The organism is Micromonospora narathiwatensis, assembly GCF_900089605.1.
Taxonomy (GTDB): domain Bacteria; phylum Actinomycetota; class Actinomycetes; order Mycobacteriales; family Micromonosporaceae; genus Micromonospora; species Micromonospora narathiwatensis.
In genome coordinates, this window is sequence record NZ_LT594324.1 from 3,188,011 (window position 1) to 3,207,214 (window position 19,204).

Annotated in this window: 11 protein-coding genes and 1 pseudogene; 6 read left to right on the forward strand and 6 right to left on the reverse strand. The window is 71.4% G+C overall.

All coding sequences use genetic code 11. The features are described 5' to 3' along the window. Positions 1–134: 134 nt before the first annotated feature. Positions 135–1,154 (reverse strand): tyrosine-type recombinase/integrase, encoded by a 1,020-nt coding sequence (locus GA0070621_RS30825; RefSeq protein ID WP_091195382.1) that lies wholly within the window; start codon positions 1,152–1,154, stop codon positions 135–137. Further along, positions 1,151–1,516, reverse strand: a complete 366-nt coding sequence (locus GA0070621_RS13630) for an AbrB/MazE/SpoVT family DNA-binding domain-containing protein (RefSeq protein ID WP_167666881.1) — start codon at positions 1,514–1,516, stop codon at positions 1,151–1,153. Before GA0070621_RS13630 ends, GA0070621_RS30825 begins: the two co-directional genes overlap by 4 nt. Before the next feature lie 566 nt (positions 1,517–2,082). On the opposite strand from GA0070621_RS13630, the gene GA0070621_RS13635 reads away from it, so the two are divergent. The 4 genes from GA0070621_RS13635 to GA0070621_RS13650 all read left to right on the forward strand — a co-directional run bounded on the left by GA0070621_RS13635 (position 2,083) and on the right by GA0070621_RS13650 (position 6,514). Next, a complete protein-coding gene (locus GA0070621_RS13635) occupies positions 2,083–3,048 on the forward strand; it encodes a hypothetical protein (RefSeq protein ID WP_091195385.1) in 966 nt (321 codons plus the stop codon). A gap of 175 nt (positions 3,049–3,223) precedes the next feature. Next, complete coding sequence (locus GA0070621_RS30830) at positions 3,224–3,577, forward strand: hypothetical protein (RefSeq protein WP_167666882.1); 354 nt, start codon at positions 3,224–3,226, stop codon at positions 3,575–3,577. Next, on the forward strand, positions 3,534–3,791 hold the full coding sequence (locus GA0070621_RS30835) for a hypothetical protein (protein WP_167666883.1): 258 nt from the start codon (positions 3,534–3,536) through the stop codon (positions 3,789–3,791). Before GA0070621_RS30830 ends, GA0070621_RS30835 begins: the two co-directional genes overlap by 44 nt. A 1,508-nt stretch (positions 3,792–5,299) precedes the next feature. After that, on the forward strand, positions 5,300–6,514 hold the full coding sequence (locus GA0070621_RS13650; RefSeq protein WP_157739979.1) for a hypothetical protein: 1,215 nt from the start codon (positions 5,300–5,302) through the stop codon (positions 6,512–6,514). Between the two features lie 270 nt (positions 6,515–6,784). Here the strand turns inward: GA0070621_RS13650 and GA0070621_RS13655 are convergent. The 4 genes and pseudogenes from GA0070621_RS13655 to GA0070621_RS13670 all read right to left on the reverse strand — a co-directional run. Further along, positions 6,785–7,321, reverse strand: a pseudogene (locus tag GA0070621_RS13655) (DUF2201 family putative metallopeptidase); the annotation flags it as partial. 30 nt (positions 7,322–7,351) lie between these two features. Continuing rightward, positions 7,352–7,660 carry a YgjP-like metallopeptidase domain-containing protein gene (locus tag GA0070621_RS13660; protein WP_091195389.1) on the reverse strand — a complete coding sequence of 103 codons (309 nt, stop codon included), beginning with the start codon at positions 7,658–7,660 and terminating at the stop codon, positions 7,352–7,354. After that, positions 7,657–7,878 carry a hypothetical protein gene (locus tag GA0070621_RS13665; RefSeq protein ID WP_167666885.1) on the reverse strand — a complete coding sequence of 74 codons (222 nt, stop codon included), beginning with the start codon at positions 7,876–7,878 and terminating at the stop codon, positions 7,657–7,659. The genes GA0070621_RS13660 and GA0070621_RS13665 overlap by 4 nt, the downstream gene beginning before the upstream one ends. 194 nt (positions 7,879–8,072) lie before the next feature. Next, entirely contained in the window at positions 8,073–10,436 is a 2,364-nt protein-coding gene (locus tag GA0070621_RS13670; RefSeq protein ID WP_157739980.1) for a DISARM anti-phage system protein DrmE domain-containing protein, read from the reverse strand. 162 nt (positions 10,437–10,598) lie between these two features. Between GA0070621_RS13670 and GA0070621_RS31105 the strand changes: the two genes are divergently transcribed. Both GA0070621_RS31105 and GA0070621_RS13680 read left to right on the forward strand, forming a co-directional pair. Next, positions 10,599–17,024 (forward strand): hypothetical protein, encoded by a 6,426-nt coding sequence (locus tag GA0070621_RS31105; RefSeq protein ID WP_091195394.1) that lies wholly within the window; start codon positions 10,599–10,601, stop codon positions 17,022–17,024. After that, positions 17,021–19,192: an MBL fold metallo-hydrolase gene (locus GA0070621_RS13680; RefSeq protein ID WP_091195395.1), complete on the forward strand. Its 2,172-nt coding sequence runs from the start codon at positions 17,021–17,023 to the stop codon at positions 19,190–19,192. Before GA0070621_RS31105 ends, GA0070621_RS13680 begins: the two co-directional genes overlap by 4 nt. The last annotated feature ends 12 nt before the right edge of the window (positions 19,193–19,204 follow it).

Below are 19,204 nucleotides of genomic sequence, written 5' to 3' on the forward strand. Positions count from 1 at the left end.
TCCCACTATCGACCCTGGAGCGTGGGGACGGACGGCCGTCCGTCCCCACGCTCCCCCGTCCTTGGGCTGGGATTGGCGATTCCCGACACCTTGCAGCGGAGGAGCGACGGAGCCAACCCTCCAGCAGGCCCAGCTCAGGCCAAGGGATGAGGCTCGTGGGTTAATGCCGCTAGAGCACCGGCGACTTCCTGGAGACTCGCCCGGACGTAAGTACTAGTGGTACCGGCGTCGCTGCCACTGTCGGAATGCCCTGCGTACGCACGCGCCACGGCGTATCCGAAGTTCCGCTCAACCCACGTCAACGTCGTGTGCCGCAACCAGTGCGTGCTGATCTGCTGCACGTAGACCCACGGCAGGTGCTCGCCGATGCGCACCCACAGGTGGTCGTAGCGCCGGTACGTGATCGGCTGCCCGTTGCGGTAACGCAGCAACTGGCCCGTTCCCGTCGTTTGGCGTTCCTCGGCATGCTGCTGCAGATGCCTCATCAGCGTCGGTGACACCGGCTGCCACCGCACAGTGTCGCCCTTCTCCCGTAGCAGGATCAGGCACTGGTCCGGGTCCAGGTCGACCGGGCGCAGAGCCAGCGCACCACCCCGGCGGCACGCCGTCTCGGTGTGCAGCCGCAGCAGCAAACTGTCCAGCGCCGGGTCATCGCCCGTGCTGGCAGCGACGGCGTTGATCTCCGCCAACCTGCTGTCTGCCACAGCTCGTCTGGTGCTGGGCAGGCGCCGCGGCTTGGCCACCTTAAGGGCGGGGTTGTCCGCCGCGGCGAGGTACCCATCGGCGACGGCCCGCTTGTACAGGCACCGCAGCGCGGCGATCAGGTGCTCCGCGGCGCTGCGCCCGCCTCGCGCGTTGCGCCGGGCCACCACGTGCTTCTTGGTGTACTCGGCGAGCTGTTCGATCTCCGACGGGGTCGGCTCGTCGAGCCGCCGCTGTCCCCAGTGCTCCAGGACCCGCTTCCAGTACGAGCCGTACGCCCGCCGGGTGCCGTCGCTGACCGCCGCCGCTACCACCGGCACGTACTCGGCGAACGTCGGCGCGGGTGGACGGTCCGACGCCGCCTCAACGAGGTCAGCCGGCGAGATCCCCATCCGCGCCAGCAGTAGCCGCGCGGCGTCCAGCTCGGCCCGGCCCACGGTGGTGTCGCTCATGCCCGACCACCGCCCAGCAGGTCTGCGTGTACCGCCACGACCATCGCGTCCAGGGCGGCGGGAGGATGCACCACCAGGAGGCCGTCAGCCGGGTTGGCGGCCAGGAGCACGCGGTCACCGGCGGTCAGCCCGCACAAGTGCCGGACGGCCGCCGGCAGGTGGAGATGGCCTTGTCCGGTGACGGTGAAGACGCCCTGCCGGTCCAGCCGGACGACGATGACGCCGGAGGCCTCGCGGATGTGCAGCCGTGTGCCCGGCCCCCATCCGAGGGCCCGGATGACCGTACGGTCGGCGATTCGACCGCTGTTATCGATGGCAGCCAGCCCGTACACCAACGTGCCGGCGCGCGGCGTCGGTAGCACCGGCAGGGGCAATGGCGGGCGACGAGCGCCTCCACCACGTGGCCGATGCGGGCTCTGCTCCCGGTCCGACAGCCTCACGGGAGGGATGACGGGAGCCACGGAACGATCAGCCACGACAACCGCCCCCAATCGAGACAGGCTCGGTCGAGGGCGTCGCTGAGATGAGATTTGCGTGGTCAAGCGTGCTTGACCACCAGTACGTGAAACACAGCATGGATGCTGCAATTTGGTGTCCGAGGGGGAAGATGAACCCCCACGCGTAGCACCCACGCACAGAAATGGGTGCTCATGCGATAAAGGATAGCTCAATACAGAGCGTAAACGCTATTCGTGTCGCTCGGGCGCGCGACAATCCTCTGGTTCTTCGTCAGCCGATCACCGCGTCCAAATGCCCTCGGGCGGGGCATTCCGGAAGGGTCTACGGGATATCGTTCCGGCTCGGTCGGTACCGGACGGCGGTGCGGGTGAGACGTCCAAAAAACCGGGCAAATCCCGTACGAGCCCGGCGGTCCGCCAATCAGGCCATCCTGCCTCGGAGCGAGCGCGCGGTTCTAGTATTAGCGGCCATGGGCAGCCGGGTGAACTACGTGCTCGTTCGGGACGGACGGTACGAGCGGTACGCGCAAGGCGGTGGCGCCGGCTACGGGCTCGATTATCACTTCGCTGTCGGGCCTGACATCACGCTTCGCTGGCTCGCCCAGCTCAACGACTACCAGGACGACTTCTGGTTCGACGACCTCAGTTGCGAAGGCGGGGTGCTCATCGACGTCGACGCCCGGCACCTGCTGCTCTTTACCGAACTGGGACAGTTTTACCTTCACGAGCGGTACGCCTACCGCGCGGGGCTGCTCGACGCGTACCGGCGCACCTGGAGCGGGTGGACTGTGAGCTGGGCGTACGACGGGATCGCCGACCTAACGGCATACGTGGGGGAAGACCGCGACCAGGTACGCAGCGACTCCACGTGGTGGGACGGCCTGTACCCCGACGGCGGCGAGCGGCCGGACGGCCCGGTGGAGTACCTCGTCAGCGTGGCTGACGCTGACGGGTGCCGGGCGTACGCCCTGCCCTTCGAGTCCTGCCCGCCGTGGCTGGTCGGCCCGCGCCTGCTGGACCGGCTCGGCCCACGCGACCTCGTCACTGCGTGCTCGACACATCCGACGGCGGGGCTGCACCTCGACCTGGCGCGGCGTCGGGCCGGGCTGTGGACCATCCGACCGTTGGTCGGATTGGCCGAGAGGTGGTCCGGGGTGTGGCCGGGCTGGGAGTTGGAGCTGTGGGGCGACGACCTCGGCAGACAGGTCGGCGCGTGCCGCGGAACGGTCGCGGTGCCCGGCGTTGACGTCGCCGCCGGGCGGGCCACGCTGGCCGACCGGGTCGACCGGTACTGGTTCGTCGAGGAGCGGATGCGCGCGGCCGGGCAGGACGTCGACCAACTCCGAAAGTGGAACTCGGGCGGCATCGCAGCCATCCTCGACGCCCGCGTCACCACCGACAAACTCGCCAAGGTCGTCGCCCTGATCCGCGGCTGACCGCTAAACCGATACGGCGTCAACCCAACTCGCGACGCCGCCCTGCCCGACATCGGCGTGACGATGACCGCGAGGTGATCTGGCATGCCGAGCACAACCATCATGTCAAACTGCGGCTGCTCGGCGATACCGCCGTCGGCAGCGAAGAGCAGGAAAGCAACGTTGAGGTGGACTGATGAGCCCGGTGTGGTTGCTCGACGTCGACGGAGTCGTCAACGTCGCACGTCCGGGGTGGGGTGCCCCGTTACCGCGTAGCGGCAACGCCTACTCCAGTGCAACCGCCTACCGCATGCGGTGGGCACCGACGTTGATCGAGCGCATCCGCCTGCTGCACGGAAGCGGCAAGATCGAAATTCGTTGGTGCAGCACCTTGTGTGCCGAAGCCGAGCAGATCGAACGGCTCTTCGGCCTGCCCCGGCTGGAACGTTCCTGGTACCACGAGGTTTCCGCCGCCACAGCCCCAGCTGCGAAGCTGAACGCCGCCCGTGCTGTCCTTAAACCAAGGACTGCACCTGATCTGGACCGATGACACCGAGGCACCCACCAGCGGACCGATCTACGAGGAACTGACCCGAACCGGCCGAGCGCTGCTGATCGCGCCCTCGCCCCGCCTCGGGCTGCAACCGGAGCACCTGGACGCCATCGGGGCGTTCACCGCCAACGCCATCACGGCCAGCACTTCCACCCAGGCCGAAGCGCTCCTCCTGGCCCGCCGTCTCCTGGGTGACGACAGCGACTCGTGAACTGGCATACCTCCACCACCGTCAAGGCAGGCTAAAACGCTGGCGCTCCGGCCCACGTACCGAGCGGGCCGGCCGATCCCAACAAGGCCGAGCCCCGGCGCCAGCAAGAGCTGATCCTCGGCTCGCGACTAGGCCGTCGCTTCGTGCGGCGTAGTCCAGGGCTGCTCCCCCACCGGCTACACGAAGCGACAGGACCTCATCCGGAAAGCCGATCAATGGCCAGTGTTCCTCGGTCAGGGAACCGAGGTTCCTCCCGTCGTGGCGAGTGGGTGCGGTGGGCCGGTCATCGCCGACAACGCGTCAGCGACCGCGTGGAGGTCGGCCTTGATATAGGTGGTGGTGGAGGAACCTGGGCTGTCGGTGTGGCCGGCGTAGGCGCAGGCGACTCCGTAGCCGAAGTGGCGTTCCACCCAGGTGAGGGTGGTGTGCCGCAGCCAGTGCGTGGAGATGCCCTGGCGCGTCGATCAGACCGTCAGCGACAGCCCGGGAGTAGAAGGCGCGGGCGGCGGCGATGACATGCTCGCCGGCGTGCCGGCCGTTGCGGCTGTTACGCCGCGACCGGGCTGTGGCGACCGTCTCTTGTTTCATCGCCTCGATGTCGCTGGCCGCGACGCGGTTCAGAGGCCAATCACGCCACGCGGTGGCCATGCGCTCCCAGTAAGTGCCGTAGGTGCGTCGCGCGCCGGGGCCTGCTGCCGCGACAACGCGGGGCAGGTACTCGGCGACCGTTGGCAGAGCGGCTGGCGCGCCGGTGTCGGATTGAAGGTCGGTCAGGGTGACGCCGAGATGGGCCAGGACCTGCAGCGCTGTGGCGACGGCCGTTGGATCAGCAGACATGGGCGCCCGGCATCTGGCGTGCAAGTCGGCAACGAGTCGGGCAGGCGTGCTGACGGAATGGATGACGAGCAGGTCAGAGGTGACGAGATCGGCAAGCAGCACCGGGTTGGCCGGGCTCGATCCCGCACATTCGCCGCGCAGATGCCGGTAGGGGCAGCGCGCCTCGGCTGCCCACCCTGTGCCGACCGTCGTCGGCCGAACCGACGACGAGCAACCCGTTGTACACCTGAATGCCGAGGCGGCGTCCCGGCTGCCAGCGCAGTGCGTGCAGGAGGTGCCCTTCGGTCACTCGGCCGCAGCGAGACGGGAGAGCCATCCCGAGTAGAAGTTCAGATGCATTGACCGACGCTGGTAGGGCAACCCGGGCGGGCAGTTCCGGCATCGGAACCGGACGGGGACGTGGACGGGCAGGCAGGGCGGCAGGAACAAGCGGACGGACAAGCCGTTCACCGCTCGGGACAGGAGGTCGTGTCATGGCGGTGACAACCGGGGACGACGTCTTGGGCCTCGTCATTCCCGACGGCCGGGAGCCACCGGTGGCCGACGCGCTCCGCGCGGCACCTCTCGGCCCAATGATCGGGCCCCCTCTCGAGGAACCCGACTTGGCTGATGGCTGCAGCGATCACCGAGGGGTACCCCATGGTGGGCTCACCTCGTGGAAAATGCGGCGGGTGCGACTTGATCTGGACAGCATCGACTGGGCGTCGTTGACGCACGCGTACGGAAGTGCCGAGGACGTGCCTGGCCTCATCCGTGATCTGCGGTCGTCCGACGCCGAGGTCCGTAGCGCGGCAATGTACGAGCTGTACGGCAACATTTACCACCAGGGCACCCGCTACGAGGCCAGCGCATACGCGGTCCCGTTCCTGCTGGAGCTGCTGGCCGACCCCGCCACGCCCGCCCGGCACGAAGTCATTCAGCTGCTCTCCTGCCTCGCTGTCGGTTACACGCCTTACGACATACCCGCCGGCGGCTTCCCCATCGCCGAAATCCGCAACGACCTGGCCCAAGTCCCCGAGGAAACCTGGCGCCGCTGGTCGCAAGCGATGAAGGACTGGTACGAGGTCGTCAGTACAGGGCAGAGGCGGCCGCTTCCGCTCACCAAGCCCGAGCGGCGCCTGCTCGAGACCCGGCACGCGCTCGCCGCATACGATGCCGTCCGGGCCGGCGTCCCGCTGCTGTTGTCATGCCTGGCTGACCCAGACGCCGAGGTGGTCGGGGAGGCGATCCATGCCTTGGCCTGGTTTTCGGAGGAGATGACCTCGATCCGCCCCCGCCTGCTCGACATCGCCTCCGACGACCAGCGCCCGGCGCAGACAGTGGGAGCGGCGCTGGTCGCGTTAGGACTGGTCGGCGGTGCGTTGACGCAGCCGGTAGCGGACCTGCTCGACAGGAACCTCGCAGGTACAGATCCCGACTTGAGATGGGCGGCTGCTGTGGCGTGGGCGCAGCTGGCCGGTGAAGAGGTGCCGGAGGCGGCAATAGCCGAGCTACGCGGATGGGCGGCGGCCGTTCGCCAACAGGACACCGGGCAGACAATCTGGGAAGCGAGCCCCAGCTACGTGGCACTCGACGTGCTCGACGCCTTCGCCGCGCCGGTGGCCGCGCAGGTGCGGTCGGACCTCGTTGCGGCGGTGCTCGCCGAGCAACCCACGTCGAACTGGCACAACCATTTCAACGTGGTGCTGGGGTACGCGTTTCCGCGCATGGAGTCGGATCATGGCCGCGGCTTCGAGGAGCTGACGGCGGCGCAGCGGGCGGCGGTCGCCTGGCTCATCGATAACCCGCATGTGTTCGGCTCTTCGGGGCCTCAAGGCCCGCTCCGCCAACACGGCCTGCCGACAACTCACGAGGCGCTACGCGCTTACGCCGGCCTGATCGGGTAACAGCCCACGCCGCCGCCGTCACGATCGTGCAGGCCATCCTTGTCCTGCAAGCTGCACAGGACGCCGGCCGCTCAGGATGAAGATGGCCAGCAGTTGTTGGCTAGCCGTTGAAGTGTTCCCAGTCGAGGCGAGAGCGTAGGGGCCGCAGGGCTGAGCGTTGCCGGCTGCCGATGCTCAGCCAGATACCATTCTCGCCATAGTCGGCGGCCATGACGACCAGTCCGGAAGCCACCCAATGGCGCGTCGGATCGCCAGGTACCAGCATCGGCTGGGTGTGCCAGCAGAGCGCCGCGATGACCGGCCATAGGTGTAGTCCTCACCCACACCGGGCGCGGAGACCGCAGAGCGGACCGCCGCACCCAGAAGTTCCCGCCACGGCTGCGGCGGATGGAACGCCTGTTCCGCCCCAGCGCCGCCAGCTCTGGGGGACGTTTCCCGGTCGGCCGGTGATTTCCTCGGCCACCCGGAACCGCACCGCGTCCCGCTCCTGCGGGCTGAGGGCATGCGCGCGCCTTGCGGTCCGAGGTCCCACTCCCGCAGCAGCGCGTCGGCGCCGCTGCCGCAGTCTAGCCAGGCCAGATGCTGGGTACGCGGCCCGAGCCGGAACTGCCGCAGGTAGTCCTCCATCAGCTGGCCCTCGGGCAGCAGGTGGGAGTTGGGATCGACGGCGCCGTCGGGGCTGGCCAGCCCGTCGCCGAAGACGTCGTCGTTGATCTCGCAGTCCGCGGCGATGTTCATCCGCAGCCGCTCCCCCGGCCAGGTCAGCCCCCGTTCCCGCGCGACCCGATCGCCGCGCCCGTGGCGGTCGGCCCTCGGTTGCAGGAGCCCACTTGGTCTTCATGCGCCCGAATAGTCCAAACGGCAACGTTGACTAGCCGCTCCCACTTTAGTCCAGCGGTTCAGCATTTCCCGGCGCCGATCGACGGCCCGCGCGCTCGGGAACGTAAACAACAGGCGTTCACCGTCGATCTCGAAGTGCGCCCGGCCGGGCCTTTCGATGACCTTCAGCCGGTGGCGGCGGCCCCAGACGTAGTGCGATTCGCCCGTCACCATGTCCCGCTCGGACTGCCGCTCCGCGGCCTGGAGTTGCTCGCGCTGCCGCCTGATCGGGTTGATGAGGTTGGTCTCCTCTGGAGTGAGGCTCAAGGGCCGCGCCGCAGCAGCGCCGGCGTGCCGCCGATGAGCGCGTTGCCGATTCTGACGTGCGCGTCGAGGAAGGTGAGTGGCCTGCCCGGCTCAAGGGACTCAATCCAGAGCGACGCCTTGGCCAGTTCGACGGCCATCGGGGTGACAGCCACTCTGCTGGAGAGCAGCTGCGAACTGATTGCCCGATTCTGGACCACGAAGCGGCTGGCGAAGATCACCGTCGACGCCGTAGATGCAGCGGGAGACGACCTTGCGCAGCGCGTGGCGCACGGCGTCGACGGTCGGTTACTGCTTACTTCGACCTCGTGAATGACGACCGTCGTTTGCTGGGATCGATGGCGCAAAGTGTTCGCCCGCCAGCGCCTTTAGCGATTCGCATCGGCGGGTGTCAACCTGCAAATCCGCCGATTGATCAAGCAGAAGCAAGCACGCCGACGAGGTGCGCTGGGACCAGTTGTTCGGCCGGGTCGACGTCCGCCACCGGGTGCTCGGTAATCGTATCGAGCAGGTCGGCGACGTGCACGCCAAGGTCGGCATCGACCACGTTGTCCTTCGCCCGGCTGGCGGCCGTCTCCACCTGCCCAGCCAGCCACGCGCCGAGCTTGCGGTGCACGATGTGCAGGGTCCGCAGCGCCCACGCGACCCGTTCGGCCTCAGCCAGCAGCGCGTCGTCGTTGACGGCGCGGGCGAAGCGGGCCACGTCGGCGCTGTCGGCGGGGCCGTCGACGGTGCCGCGCATCCAGTGCCCGACCGCGCCGGCGGTCGTGACCGTCGTGCCGGTCATCCGGTCCAGGATCTGCTGCTGCGTCAGGCCGCGGTCGCGGGCCGCCGCAGCACGGGCGTGCCAGAAGTCGACCAGCATGCGCAGTGCCGCGTACTCGGTTCGCTCGGACAGCTTCTCCGTCAACGCCACCCGCAGGTAGGTGCGGGCGGCCCTGTCGACGAGCAGCAGCACGTCGCCGCTCTGCAGCACCTTCGCTGCGACCCGGGACAGGGTTGGGCCGCGGCGGCGGGTCACGAGCTCGTTCGCCGGCAGCCACAGCACCCGGGGGCCGTTCGGGTCGTCCAAGTGCACCGCGATCGCCGGCACGTCGCTGTCGGTGCTGGTTTGCTCGCGGACGGGCAGGGTATCCGGGTCGTCCTCGGCGGCGGCCATCACCGCACGCAGCACCCCGGTCACGTCGACGGCGAACGGGTCCCACGCGGTGTCTTCCGCGCTGGCCATCTCGTTCGCGTCAACGGGCCGCAGGACGCCTCCGTCAACGACCCGGATCGCGGCAGCCGGGTCGGTCTCGACCGGCCCGCAGCCCGAAGTCACACCTAGCGCCGCGGCCGACACGGTGACGGCCTCCGTCCGCAGGTGCGCCATCCGCGCCCGTGCCGCGACCGCCTGGCGCACCGCACGGCGTCCTTCCAGCGGCCCGCACGTCAACTGCAGCACCGCCGGCGCGGGCGGCAACGTCAGCAGCCCGGACCGGCTGCGCGGCAGCGTCCCGACGACGGCCAGCGGCACGCCCGGCCCCACCATGCCACGCGCGGCGGCGGTCACCGTCCGCACCGCGACCGTCTGCTCCCATCCGAGCGGGGTCCGTGGCGATTCCGTGAGTGCGGCCGTCACCGTGGCGGCAGCAGACGCGCCGCGCACCAGCAGGATCGCCCGCTCCCCTGCCTCGACCCGGGCCGTGACCCAGTCGATGAGCTGGCCGGTCCGTGGCTGCTCAGTCGCTGCGCGGAGTGCGTCGGTGAGCGCGTCCGCGAACCGCAGCCACGCGTCCCGGCTCGAGCCGGCCGCGTGCTCGGCGTAGCCCCGGGCGATCTCGACCAGCGTCCCAAGCCGCATCCGGTACGGGTTCGCGCCGGGGAGCCGGTCGTACACGTCCGGGCGAACCGGGATGGACGCGACCGCGTGGAACGCCTGCCACGCCCATCGCAGCCCGACGGGGTCAGCAGTCGCGGTACCTGCTAGCTGGCCTGCCGCCTTCCACAACGTGTCGAGGGCCGGGTCCAGCACCGTGCCCGGCTGCGGCACGACGATGTCGACCACGGCGGCGCCGGTGGCCTGCAGCTGCTGCGCCGCGGCGAACACCGCCCCGGCGCCGGCCGTGCGGGGCGTCGCGGCCGGGCCGGCGAGCGCCGGCAGGCAGGCGGCGTCCCACGCCCACACCACGCCTCCGACGCTGCGGACGACGTCCAGGCCGGCGTCGTACGGATCGCCGGTCAGGTAGACGACCGGGATCCGGCGCCCGGTCTGCTGTAGCACCGCGGCGAGCTCGTCGGCCGTGGCGGCGCCGGCCGCGACGATGACGCCCTCGAGCCGCTCGAGCAGCGGGAGCAGCCGCGCCACCCGCCCGGTCAGGTACACCCGGCCGCCCGCGTCGAGCTTCGACCGGCCGATCACTTGCGGCTGCCCTGCCGCGGTCACCACTGCGCGCGGCACGAAGTCGACCAGACGCTGCGTCCGGAACGCCAGCTCGTCGTACAGGTCCCGGTCGGCCAGCCGAACAGACGCGACTCCGATCTGCGGGTTCAGCCTGCCACGGTGTAGCGCGGCCGCGACGGCCGCGGACGCGGCCAGCACCACCGGCGCCGCGGTGACGGATGCCGGCACCACGACTGCCAGCGGAATGCGGGCGGTCATTGCGGCGTCCGCCGCCCGCAGCAGTTCGGCATCCAGGACGGTCGGTGCGAACGGCAGCGGCCGGCTGCCACCCCTTCCGCGCATGAGGAGTCCGGACAGGACGCAGTCGCTCAACCCGCGGGTCCCGGCAGCTGCCATGAGCCAGAACGATAAACCTGCCCCGATTGGGGCCGATCAGCCATCTCGAGATCATCTTTCTTGTCGGTCGTACCTTGGTCGTACAGTGACCCGAACATCGGCGCGGCTGCCACGACGGCAGCTCCGCGGGCGGCGGCAAGCCACCAGGGGAGGACGCGGGCAGTGCGCAGCAGCGAACACAGCGCGGACCACGACACCGGCGACACCCCGGGCATGGCGGCTGCCGCCGTCGAGGGCGCCGAGAGCAGCGGCCAGGACGGGAAATCGCACACCGCTGGCTCCGCTCTCACTGAGCAGGAGAGCGAGACGCTGCGCCGCGCCAAGATCTGCCGCGCCGCGGCCGGGCACCTCACCCAGGCCGACTTGATGAGCGAGCTGCCGCGGCTGAGCGGCGGCGATGCCTCGTGGGTGCGGCGGCAGACCAAGATGCGCCCCAACGCTCCGATCGCGGCGCTAGCCCGCGCGGTGCGCACGAGGCTGGTCCGCTCGGATGAGAAGCGGATTGCGTTGATCCTGCACGACTGCCTGCACTATGGAGTCCTGTCCACTCACGCCGCCTCCAAGCTAGAACTCGCCGAGCTGGCCGCCCTGCTGGCTGGCGACATCGACGGCATGAACGGCCTGGGTGACGAGCCGATCTACCAGTCCCTGCTCGACGCCGAGGAGTTCGGCACCACCCGGACAGCGCGGGTTGCGGCCTGGGCGTCGATGGTGTGCATGGGGCACTCGGCCGACGTCGCGGCGCTGGCCTGGCTGGTCGCCGACCCGCCGGAGGAGTGGTCGGATGCGCAGCGGCAGGTGCTGGCCGACGTGTGGGACAGCGTGCGGGCCCGGACGCCGGACATGCCGGAGAAACCGATGCGGTTCGAGGATCTGGTCGAGGTCATCATCGACGCCGACGCTGTGCTGCACAGCGACGAGTTCGACGACGTCGACGAGCCCGCCGGCCTCGAGGAGCCCGCAGCGGCACTCCCAGCCGTGACCGATGCGCCCGGCGGCTCCCCTCCGGCAGCGGTCGGCGCGCCGGCTGTCGAAAGCGGCGTCGCGGCCGAGCCGACCGAGCGAGACATGCCGTCGTTGCAGCGCGAGCTCGACGACCTCGAGCAGCTCCGCAGCCACGTGGAGGACGAGGTGGCTCCCGCCCTCGCCGCCGCCGCGGCTGCCGGACGACTCCCGGCGGAAGCCTACGTCGTCGCGGTCACGATTTACACCCGCCAACTCACCTCGGCGTTCGAGGCGGTCGCGCGGCTGACGGGAAATGCGCGGCCAGAGACGCTCGCAGACGCCCGGCATGCGGTCGAGGATGCGTTGGCCGCCGCGCAGGAAGCGGACCAGGCGACCGCCCGGCTGGACCGGGTCCGGCAGCTCGCGACGCTGCGCGCGCCGGAGTACGTCGCCGCGGCCGTCGCGCAGGTGGCGGAGCTGGCCGGCAGCGTCGACGACACGACTGCGGCGGAGACCGTCGCGGGCCTCGATGCGCTGCTGGAGATCGTTGAGCTGGACGGCCGTGATCCGGCGCGCGCCGTCGGGCTCGGCAGGCTCGTCAGCTCGGCGGTGCCGGTCGCGATCCCGCTGCTCATGTTCGCCACCACCGCCGGCACCCTCACCTACACCCCGGCCGCCGCCGAACGCGCCAGCGCGGAACCCGCTGGAACCGAGGCCGCGGACGTGCCCGGCCCGGCTGAGCCCGCCGCAGAAACGCCTCCCGCCGCCGAGGCCGCCGCAGACGAAGCGGGCACCGCTAGCGTGACGGACGAGCAACGCGCCACCCAACTGGCTGCCTCCGCCACCGACGAGCAGGCCACCAGCTCGGCCGAGCACACCGAGACCCCTTCCCCGGCCGCCAACCTCGCCAGCACGGACGAGCCGAGCCCGCAGGGAACGGTCACGGAGGAGGGCGCCGAGGCCAGCACCCATTCGGAGCCGGACCTCGAGGACATCCTCGCCGGGCTCAACCTCACCGTCCCGCCGCCGCCCACCACCCCCCAGCCCCGCCACGCCCCGCCAGAGGAGATCACCGAGCCCGAGCTGTCGACCGCTGAGCCGTTGGCCGCCGATGCACCGGACAACAGCGACGCGTGCACGATCTACGCCGACCTGCTCAACCACGACCAGTACGCGCTCGCGTACTGGCTCACCACCGCCGAAGGCGCCCCGGCCTCGCTCCGCACCGCGAACCGGCTCGCCGCGCACGCCGCCGCGATCAAGACCTCCACCGGCTCAAACGCGGCCGCCTTCGCCGCCGCCGTCACCGACCTCGACGCCGACGCCGTCCGCGACATGCCCGCCACTCAGATGCTGATCTACGGCGCCGCCGTCCGCGCCGGGCTGCTGTCCCCGTCGGCCGGTGCCGCCGGTCCCCTCCGCGACATCGCGACCAGCATCCCTCGCTACGGCAAGGCGGTCGATGAGCTCCACGAAGCGCTGCTCACCGCGATCTACAGCGGCGTCTACCTCACTCCGCGCAGCGTCGACGCAGTCGCCGAAGCCGCCGAAGCAGACCAGGTCCTGCAGACCTTGACCGCCGGCGCCGAAGAACTGCTCGCCACGTCCCGCACCATCCGCTACGCCCTTGCAACCGACCTGTGGCAGACGTGGAGGGCCCCCGACGGCTACCTCGGCCGACCGTTGAGCATCGTCGCCGCCGGGCAGACGGCCCCCGACGCGGTCGCGCTCGTCCGCGACCGGGTCGCCGAACTCCGCTCACGCGCCACCCTGGAAGCGACCATCGACCGCGACACGCCCCGCAGCTCGGGCAAGCGCAGCAAGCGGATCGAGTCCCGCGCCCGGGAGAAGCTGCTCGCCTGGACCGGGGAGGTCACCGAGCTGCTGTCGAACTGGATCACTGCCGTTGAGAACCTCACCGGCCCCGACGCCGAGTCGTGGATGAGCGACCCGATTACCGACCTGCGTACCCGGGTCGTCGCCGTCCGCAACCAGGCCATCGCCGAACTCGGCCGCCGCGGCGACACCGGCGTCAAGGCGCGGGACGCCGTTCACGAGGCCGGGCTGCGGCTGCTGACCGACGCCCTCGACCTGCTCGCCGGCACCGCCGCCGTCCCCGCCGGGCCGGAAGTTCCGGCCGACCGGCTCCTCGGCGGGCCGCTCTCCGGCGCCGCCGACCTGCCGCTCACCGGCGCCGGAGAGCCCACCCGCCCGATCACCACGGACGACGTCGTCACGGCCGACCGGACCGCTCTGACTGGCGCGGCCGGGTGGCGGGCCGCGTACGAGCAGCGGGCCGCCCGCCACGACCACGTCGGCACGCAACTGCTCATCGAGCACGTGCGCGCCCTCGACCCGCCGCTGGCCGCCGAGCTCGCCACCGCCCGGGACCAGGCCGTCGCCGCGTCCACGACCGCACTCGATACCGCGATCACGGCCCTGGTCACCCAGATTGACTCCGACCGGCTCTTCGGCCGCGTCACAGTTCAGGAGTGGACCGACCTGTCCACCCGGGTCCGCGCCCACCAGGCCGGACCGCGCGGCACCCGCCGCGACTACGACGTCATGTTCGCCGACCTCGCCGCCATCGAGGCCGACCGGGCCGCCGCCGTCGGGCGCACCATCGTCGCCGCCCGCGCCGCGCTCGACACGACCGGCATGGACCCCGAGGACGCCGACCGGATCCAGCGCCGCCTCGACGACGGGGACCTCACCACCGCCGCCGAGTACGTCGAGACGCTCGCCTCCGGCCGACAACTACCCGGCCCGCGGGACGACGTCGACCACCTGCGCCGATTCTTCCCCGCGTTCTGCGACGTGTTCGCCGCCCGCCAGGCGCTGAGCAACGGCACGCACCCGCTGCTGCGCGACCTGCAGCTGGCGCTGCCGGCCGGGCGGGTCCCAAGCGACCCGGCACTGGCCGCGCTGCTCACTGACGCCGGCCTAAACCTGGCCGAAGTGACCCGTGGCAAGACCGTCGCCGAACGGGTCGAGCACTGGAACCGGCTCGCGGTCAGCCGCTCGTTCGACGCCCGCATCGGCAGCGTCAAGGCCGTCCTCGAGCAGGTCGGGTTCATCTTCGACAAGTCGACCAACCCGCCGGTCAAGCGCGGGCAGGGCGGCGGGCGGGGCTCGTGGCTGGACCTGCACGGCGTCCGCGCGACCGCCGGCAAGGCGCTCATCCCGGCCTTCGGGACGGCGATGAGCCCGTCCGGGGACACGCTGCGGCTGCTCGCGGTGTGGAAGACCCCGACGCCGGCCGAGCTGGTGGAGATGCTGCGCAGCGAACCGACCGACCGGTCGATCGTACTGCTGTACTTCGGCACCCTGGACGCCACCGCCCGCCGCGAACTGGCCCGCCAGTTCCGCAGCGGCCGCAAGCTGCCGCCGACCGCGGTCATCGACGACGCGGTGATCGCCTACGTCGCCTGCCAGCCGGCCCCCGGTCGGGACGTGACGATGTCGGTCACGCTGCCGTTCACGTTCTCGTCCCCGTTCACCCCGGACGTGCCCGGCGTCAACGTGCCGCAGGAGATGTTCTACGGCCGGGCCGAGGAACGCGACAAGGTCGTCGACATGATGGGTCCGTGCGTCGTGTACGGCGGCCGGCAGCTGGGCAAGTCCGCGCTACTGCGCGCCGCCGAGCGCGAGTTCGACGACGGCACCACCCGGCACGCGATCTACGAGTCGATCTTCCACATCGGCAAGTCCGCCCCGGCCGAAGCGGTCTGGACGACGCTGTGGCCGCGGCTGGCGAACAAGGGCATCGTGCCCGAGACCGTCCCGGCCGGCGACGTTGCGGCCGCGCTCACCGGGCACGTCGCCGACTGGGTGACTGCCCGCCCGGGCCGGCAGCTGCTGCTCCTGCTGGACGAGTCCGACTCGTTCCTCGACGCCGACGCGAACGCCGTCAGCGGAATGTTCCCCCAGGTCGTGCAGTTCAAGTCGCTGATGGAACTCACCCACCGCGCGGTCAAGGTCGTCTTCGCCGGCCTCCACCAGACCGCCCGGTTTGAACGGCTCGCCAACCACCCACTCGCGCACTTCGGCGAGCCGGTCTGCGTCGGGCCGCTCGCGCCCCAGGCAGCGTACGACCTTCTCACCCGGCCGCTGCACGCACTCGGGTTCCGGTTCGCCGACACCGACCAGGCCGCCCGGGTGCTGGCGCTGGCAAACAACCAGCCGGCTTTGATCCAGCTGTTCGCCGCGCGGCTGCTGCGCAACCTGCAGGGCGCGCCCGTCCTCGGCGACGCGCCGCCGCAGATCATCGTCGCTGACGACGTCGAGCAGGTGTGGGCCGACCCGACGCTGCGGCGCCAGTTCCGCAAGCGGTTCGACTGGACCCTCGACCTCGACCCGCATTACAAGGTGATCGCGTACAGCGTCGCGCAGAACGCGCACGCAGTCGGCGTCGACGCCGCGATGTCCCCCGGCGAGCTACGCGCCGAGTGCGAGCAGTGGTGGCCAGCCGGCTTCGCCGCCGAGGACATCCGCGCTAGTGAGTTCCGCGCCCTGCTCGACGAGTGCGTCGACCTCGGGGTGCTGTCGGTAACCGAGCGCGGCTACCGGCTTCGGACCCCGAACGTGCTCGACCTGCTCGGCAACCGCGACGAGATCGACGAGGTCCTCGAGCGGGCTGAGTCGTTCGAGGCGCCGGAGTCGTTCGACGGGTCGCTGATGCGGCCGGTGTACGGCGCCGGGCCGACCCGGGCGCCGCTGACCGCGCAGCAGATCGCCGACCTGCTCGCCGCCCGCCGCCAGGTCCGGATGCTGGTCGGCTCGGCCGCGCTCGACGTGGACCGGTGCCTGGCGGTGCTGGAGAAGGAGAACGAGAACGCTGCGTCCGGCAACCGGAAGGCGGTCCTGTCCCGGGCTACGCCGGGCGGGCTGAAGAACAAGTGCCGCAGCTTGCCGCTCCAGAGTGCTGGGCACCACGCCGTCGTCCTGGTCGACCTGAAGGACGCGACCGCCGACGCGGCGCTCGAGGTGTGGCGGCAGGCCCGGGAGCTGATTGCGGCGCACATCGGCGGCACCCTCGGGATTGTGCTGGTCAGCGGCCCCCCGCAGGCCGCCGCGTGGCCGGTCGTGGCGCGGGAGTCGGATACGTCCTCCGGCCTGACCGAGCTGCGCCGCTACGACGACACCGATCTGCGTCTGTGGTTCGCGCAGGAGTCGCTGCCCTTCCAAGACGCCGCGTCGCGGGCCGAGCTGCTGGCCACGACCGGCGGCTGGCCGAGGCTCCTGGACCGGCTCGCGCAACACTTGGCCGGCCGGGACAGCGGCACGGTCAGCGACCCGCTCGACGACGTGCGGACCTGGCTGGGCAGCCACGCCCGGGACCTGGTCGTCGCCGCCGGCGTGACCGCAGACGGGTCGCTGCAGCAGGCGTGGGAGTTCCTGGTGAGGCAGATGGCCGGCGAGGCCGTCGACCTGGAGACGTTCGCCGAGTTCCTCGAGCTGCACGCCGCGACCGGCGAGCCCGGCAGCGAACAGCTCACCGCCGCCAGGCTGGCCGCGAACGGATACACCGGCACCGGGGACGTCGTGCAGGTTCTGCGCGCGCTCGGCGTGCTGCTCGGCGACGGCCTGGGCGAGTACCGGATAGAGCCGATCCTGGCCACAGCGACCCGGAGCGCCGCGTGAGCCGCACCCTGCCGCAGCTCGTCCAACAGCTCGTCCTCGACGCGGCCCGGCACGCCGTCCAGGCGCCGGCGCTGGCCGGGACCGACCCGCACCGGCTCGCGCAGGCCAACCGACGCGCCATGCTGCAGCTGATCGCCCGCCGCCGGCCGTTGCGCGAGGAGCTCACCGCCCGGTACGCCGACGAGCCGACGCTGCAGCAGCCGACCGTGCGGGCCCTACTCAGCGGGGACGCGGCCGTGGCCGAGTCGGCCGCGAACACGCTCACCGACCCCGCCGGCGTGCGCCGCCTCGCCCGCAGCTGGGTCGGCAGCGCCACCCCTGCTCCCGTGCAGGCCAGCCCCGCCGACGGGGTGGCGCCGGTGGACCGGCGCCGGCACGCGCGGACCGCCCGCAAGATCGCCGACCTGCAGGAGGCCCGCGACGTCGCACGCGCCCAGCGCAACACCGCGCAGGCCGAGGCCCGCGACTTGGCCCGGCAGCTAGCCGCCACCCAGGGCGACCTGGAGGAGGCCGGCACCGTCATCGAGGCGCTGCGGGCCGAGCTGAACCTGGAGCGGGAAGCAGCCGCAGCCCGGTCCACCGACCTGCTCGCCGCCGCTGCGGTCCTCGCCGCGGCCGCCGCCCCGTCCGGCACCGGCGACACCGACGACCCGCGCACACGCGAGCTCGCCAACGACGCCACCGCGGTCCCGTCCGACACGCGGCTCGCCGCCGCGCTCGCCGCCGCCGGTGTGGCGCCAGCCGCGTTCCGGGCCGTGCTGGCCACCCTGCTCACCCCGCCGATCGCGCCGGTGCCCGCGGTGGCGACGCCGCGGGAGATCGCGTTGACCCCGCTCGGTGCCGGCACCGAGATCGGCGGGTCGGCCATGCTCGTCTCCGCCGGCGACGTGCGGATCCTCGTCGACGCCGGGATGCGGCCCAAGCGGCGCATCGACGACGCCGGCCCGCCGCACATCGACGTCGTCCGCCGCGGCGGCCGCCTAGACGCGATCGTGATCACGCACGCGCACAACGACCACGCCGGGTACGTGCCGGCGCTGACGGCTCAGTTCGCGAACGTGCCGGTGTTCTGCACCGCGGAGACCGCGGCGCTGCTGCCGACGATGTGGCAGGACTCGGTGAAGGTGTTCGACCGGACCCGCAGCGACTACGTCGAGGCAGGCGAGCCGCCCGCCGAGCCGCCGTACACGCGGACGCAGGCCCTCGCCGCGCAGCGGCGTCTCGAGCCGATCGCGCTCGCCCGGACCGTCGAGGTGGCCGACGGCGTCACCATCGAGCTGTTCCCGGCCGGGCACATCCTCGGCGCGGCCGGCGTCGTCGTCACCGCCGGCGACCGCCGGGTCACCGTGACCGGGGACGTGTCCACGCTCGCGCAGCTGTCCGTGCCCGGCCTGATCGTGCCGGACGCGGCCCGCGGCTCGGACCTGCTCGTCATCGAGTCGACGTACTGCGGCCAGCGCGGCACCAACCGGGACCTGGAGGTGGAGAAGTTCATCAACATGGTCGCCGAGACCGTCTCCGCCGGCGGACGGGTGCTCGTCCCGGCGTTCGCGCTCGGCCGGGCCCAGGAGGTTGCGCTCACCCTGCGCGACCGGCTGCCGGACGTCCCGGTCCTCATCGACGGGCTGGCCCGGCACGTGTCCTGGATCTACGAGCAGGAGACCGCCGGGACCGACCGGCCGCTACGGATCTACGGCGACGGCGTGCAGGAAGTCCGCGACACCAACCGGCCCTACCTGCTCAAGAGCTTCCGCAAGGGAGTGGTCGTGACGACGTCCGGGATGCTCGCCGCAGGACCCGCGGTCCGGTGGGCCCGGGAGATCCTGCCGGACCCGAACTCGGCGCTGCTGGTCGCCGGCTACCAGGACGAGGACTCCCCCGGCGCGGAACTGCTCGACCTGTCCAACGGCGGCAACGGCACCCCGGGGGGCCGCGGCGGGCCGCGCACGTTCCGCCTCGACGCCGACGACGTCGCGGTGAACGCGCGGGTGGAGCAGTTCGGGCTGTCCGCGCACGCCGACCGACGCGGCCTATCCGCGATCATCAACGAGGTCGCGCCGCGCGAGGTAATGCTGGTGCACGGCGTGGAACGCAAGCAGCGGGACTTTGCCGACAACCTCACCCGGCGCGGCTACGCTGTCGCGCCGACCCGGCACTGGCAGCGCTGAACCCCGCCGTCC

Excerpts from the sequence above, each read along its gene's own strand:
- GA0070621_RS30830 (WP_167666882.1), top strand. The coding sequence starts at position 3,224 with ATGAGCCCGGTGTGGTTGCTCGACGTCGACGGAGTCGTCAACGTCGCA.
- GA0070621_RS30825 (WP_091195382.1), bottom strand. The coding sequence starts at position 1,154 with ATGAGCGACACCACCGTGGGCCGGGCCGAGCTGGACGCCGCGCGGCTA.
- GA0070621_RS13635 (WP_091195385.1), top strand. The coding sequence starts at position 2,083 with ATGGGCAGCCGGGTGAACTACGTGCTCGTTCGGGACGGACGGTACGAG.
- GA0070621_RS13670 (WP_157739980.1), bottom strand. The coding sequence starts at position 10,436 with ATGGCAGCTGCCGGGACCCGCGGGTTGAGCGACTGCGTCCTGTCCGGA.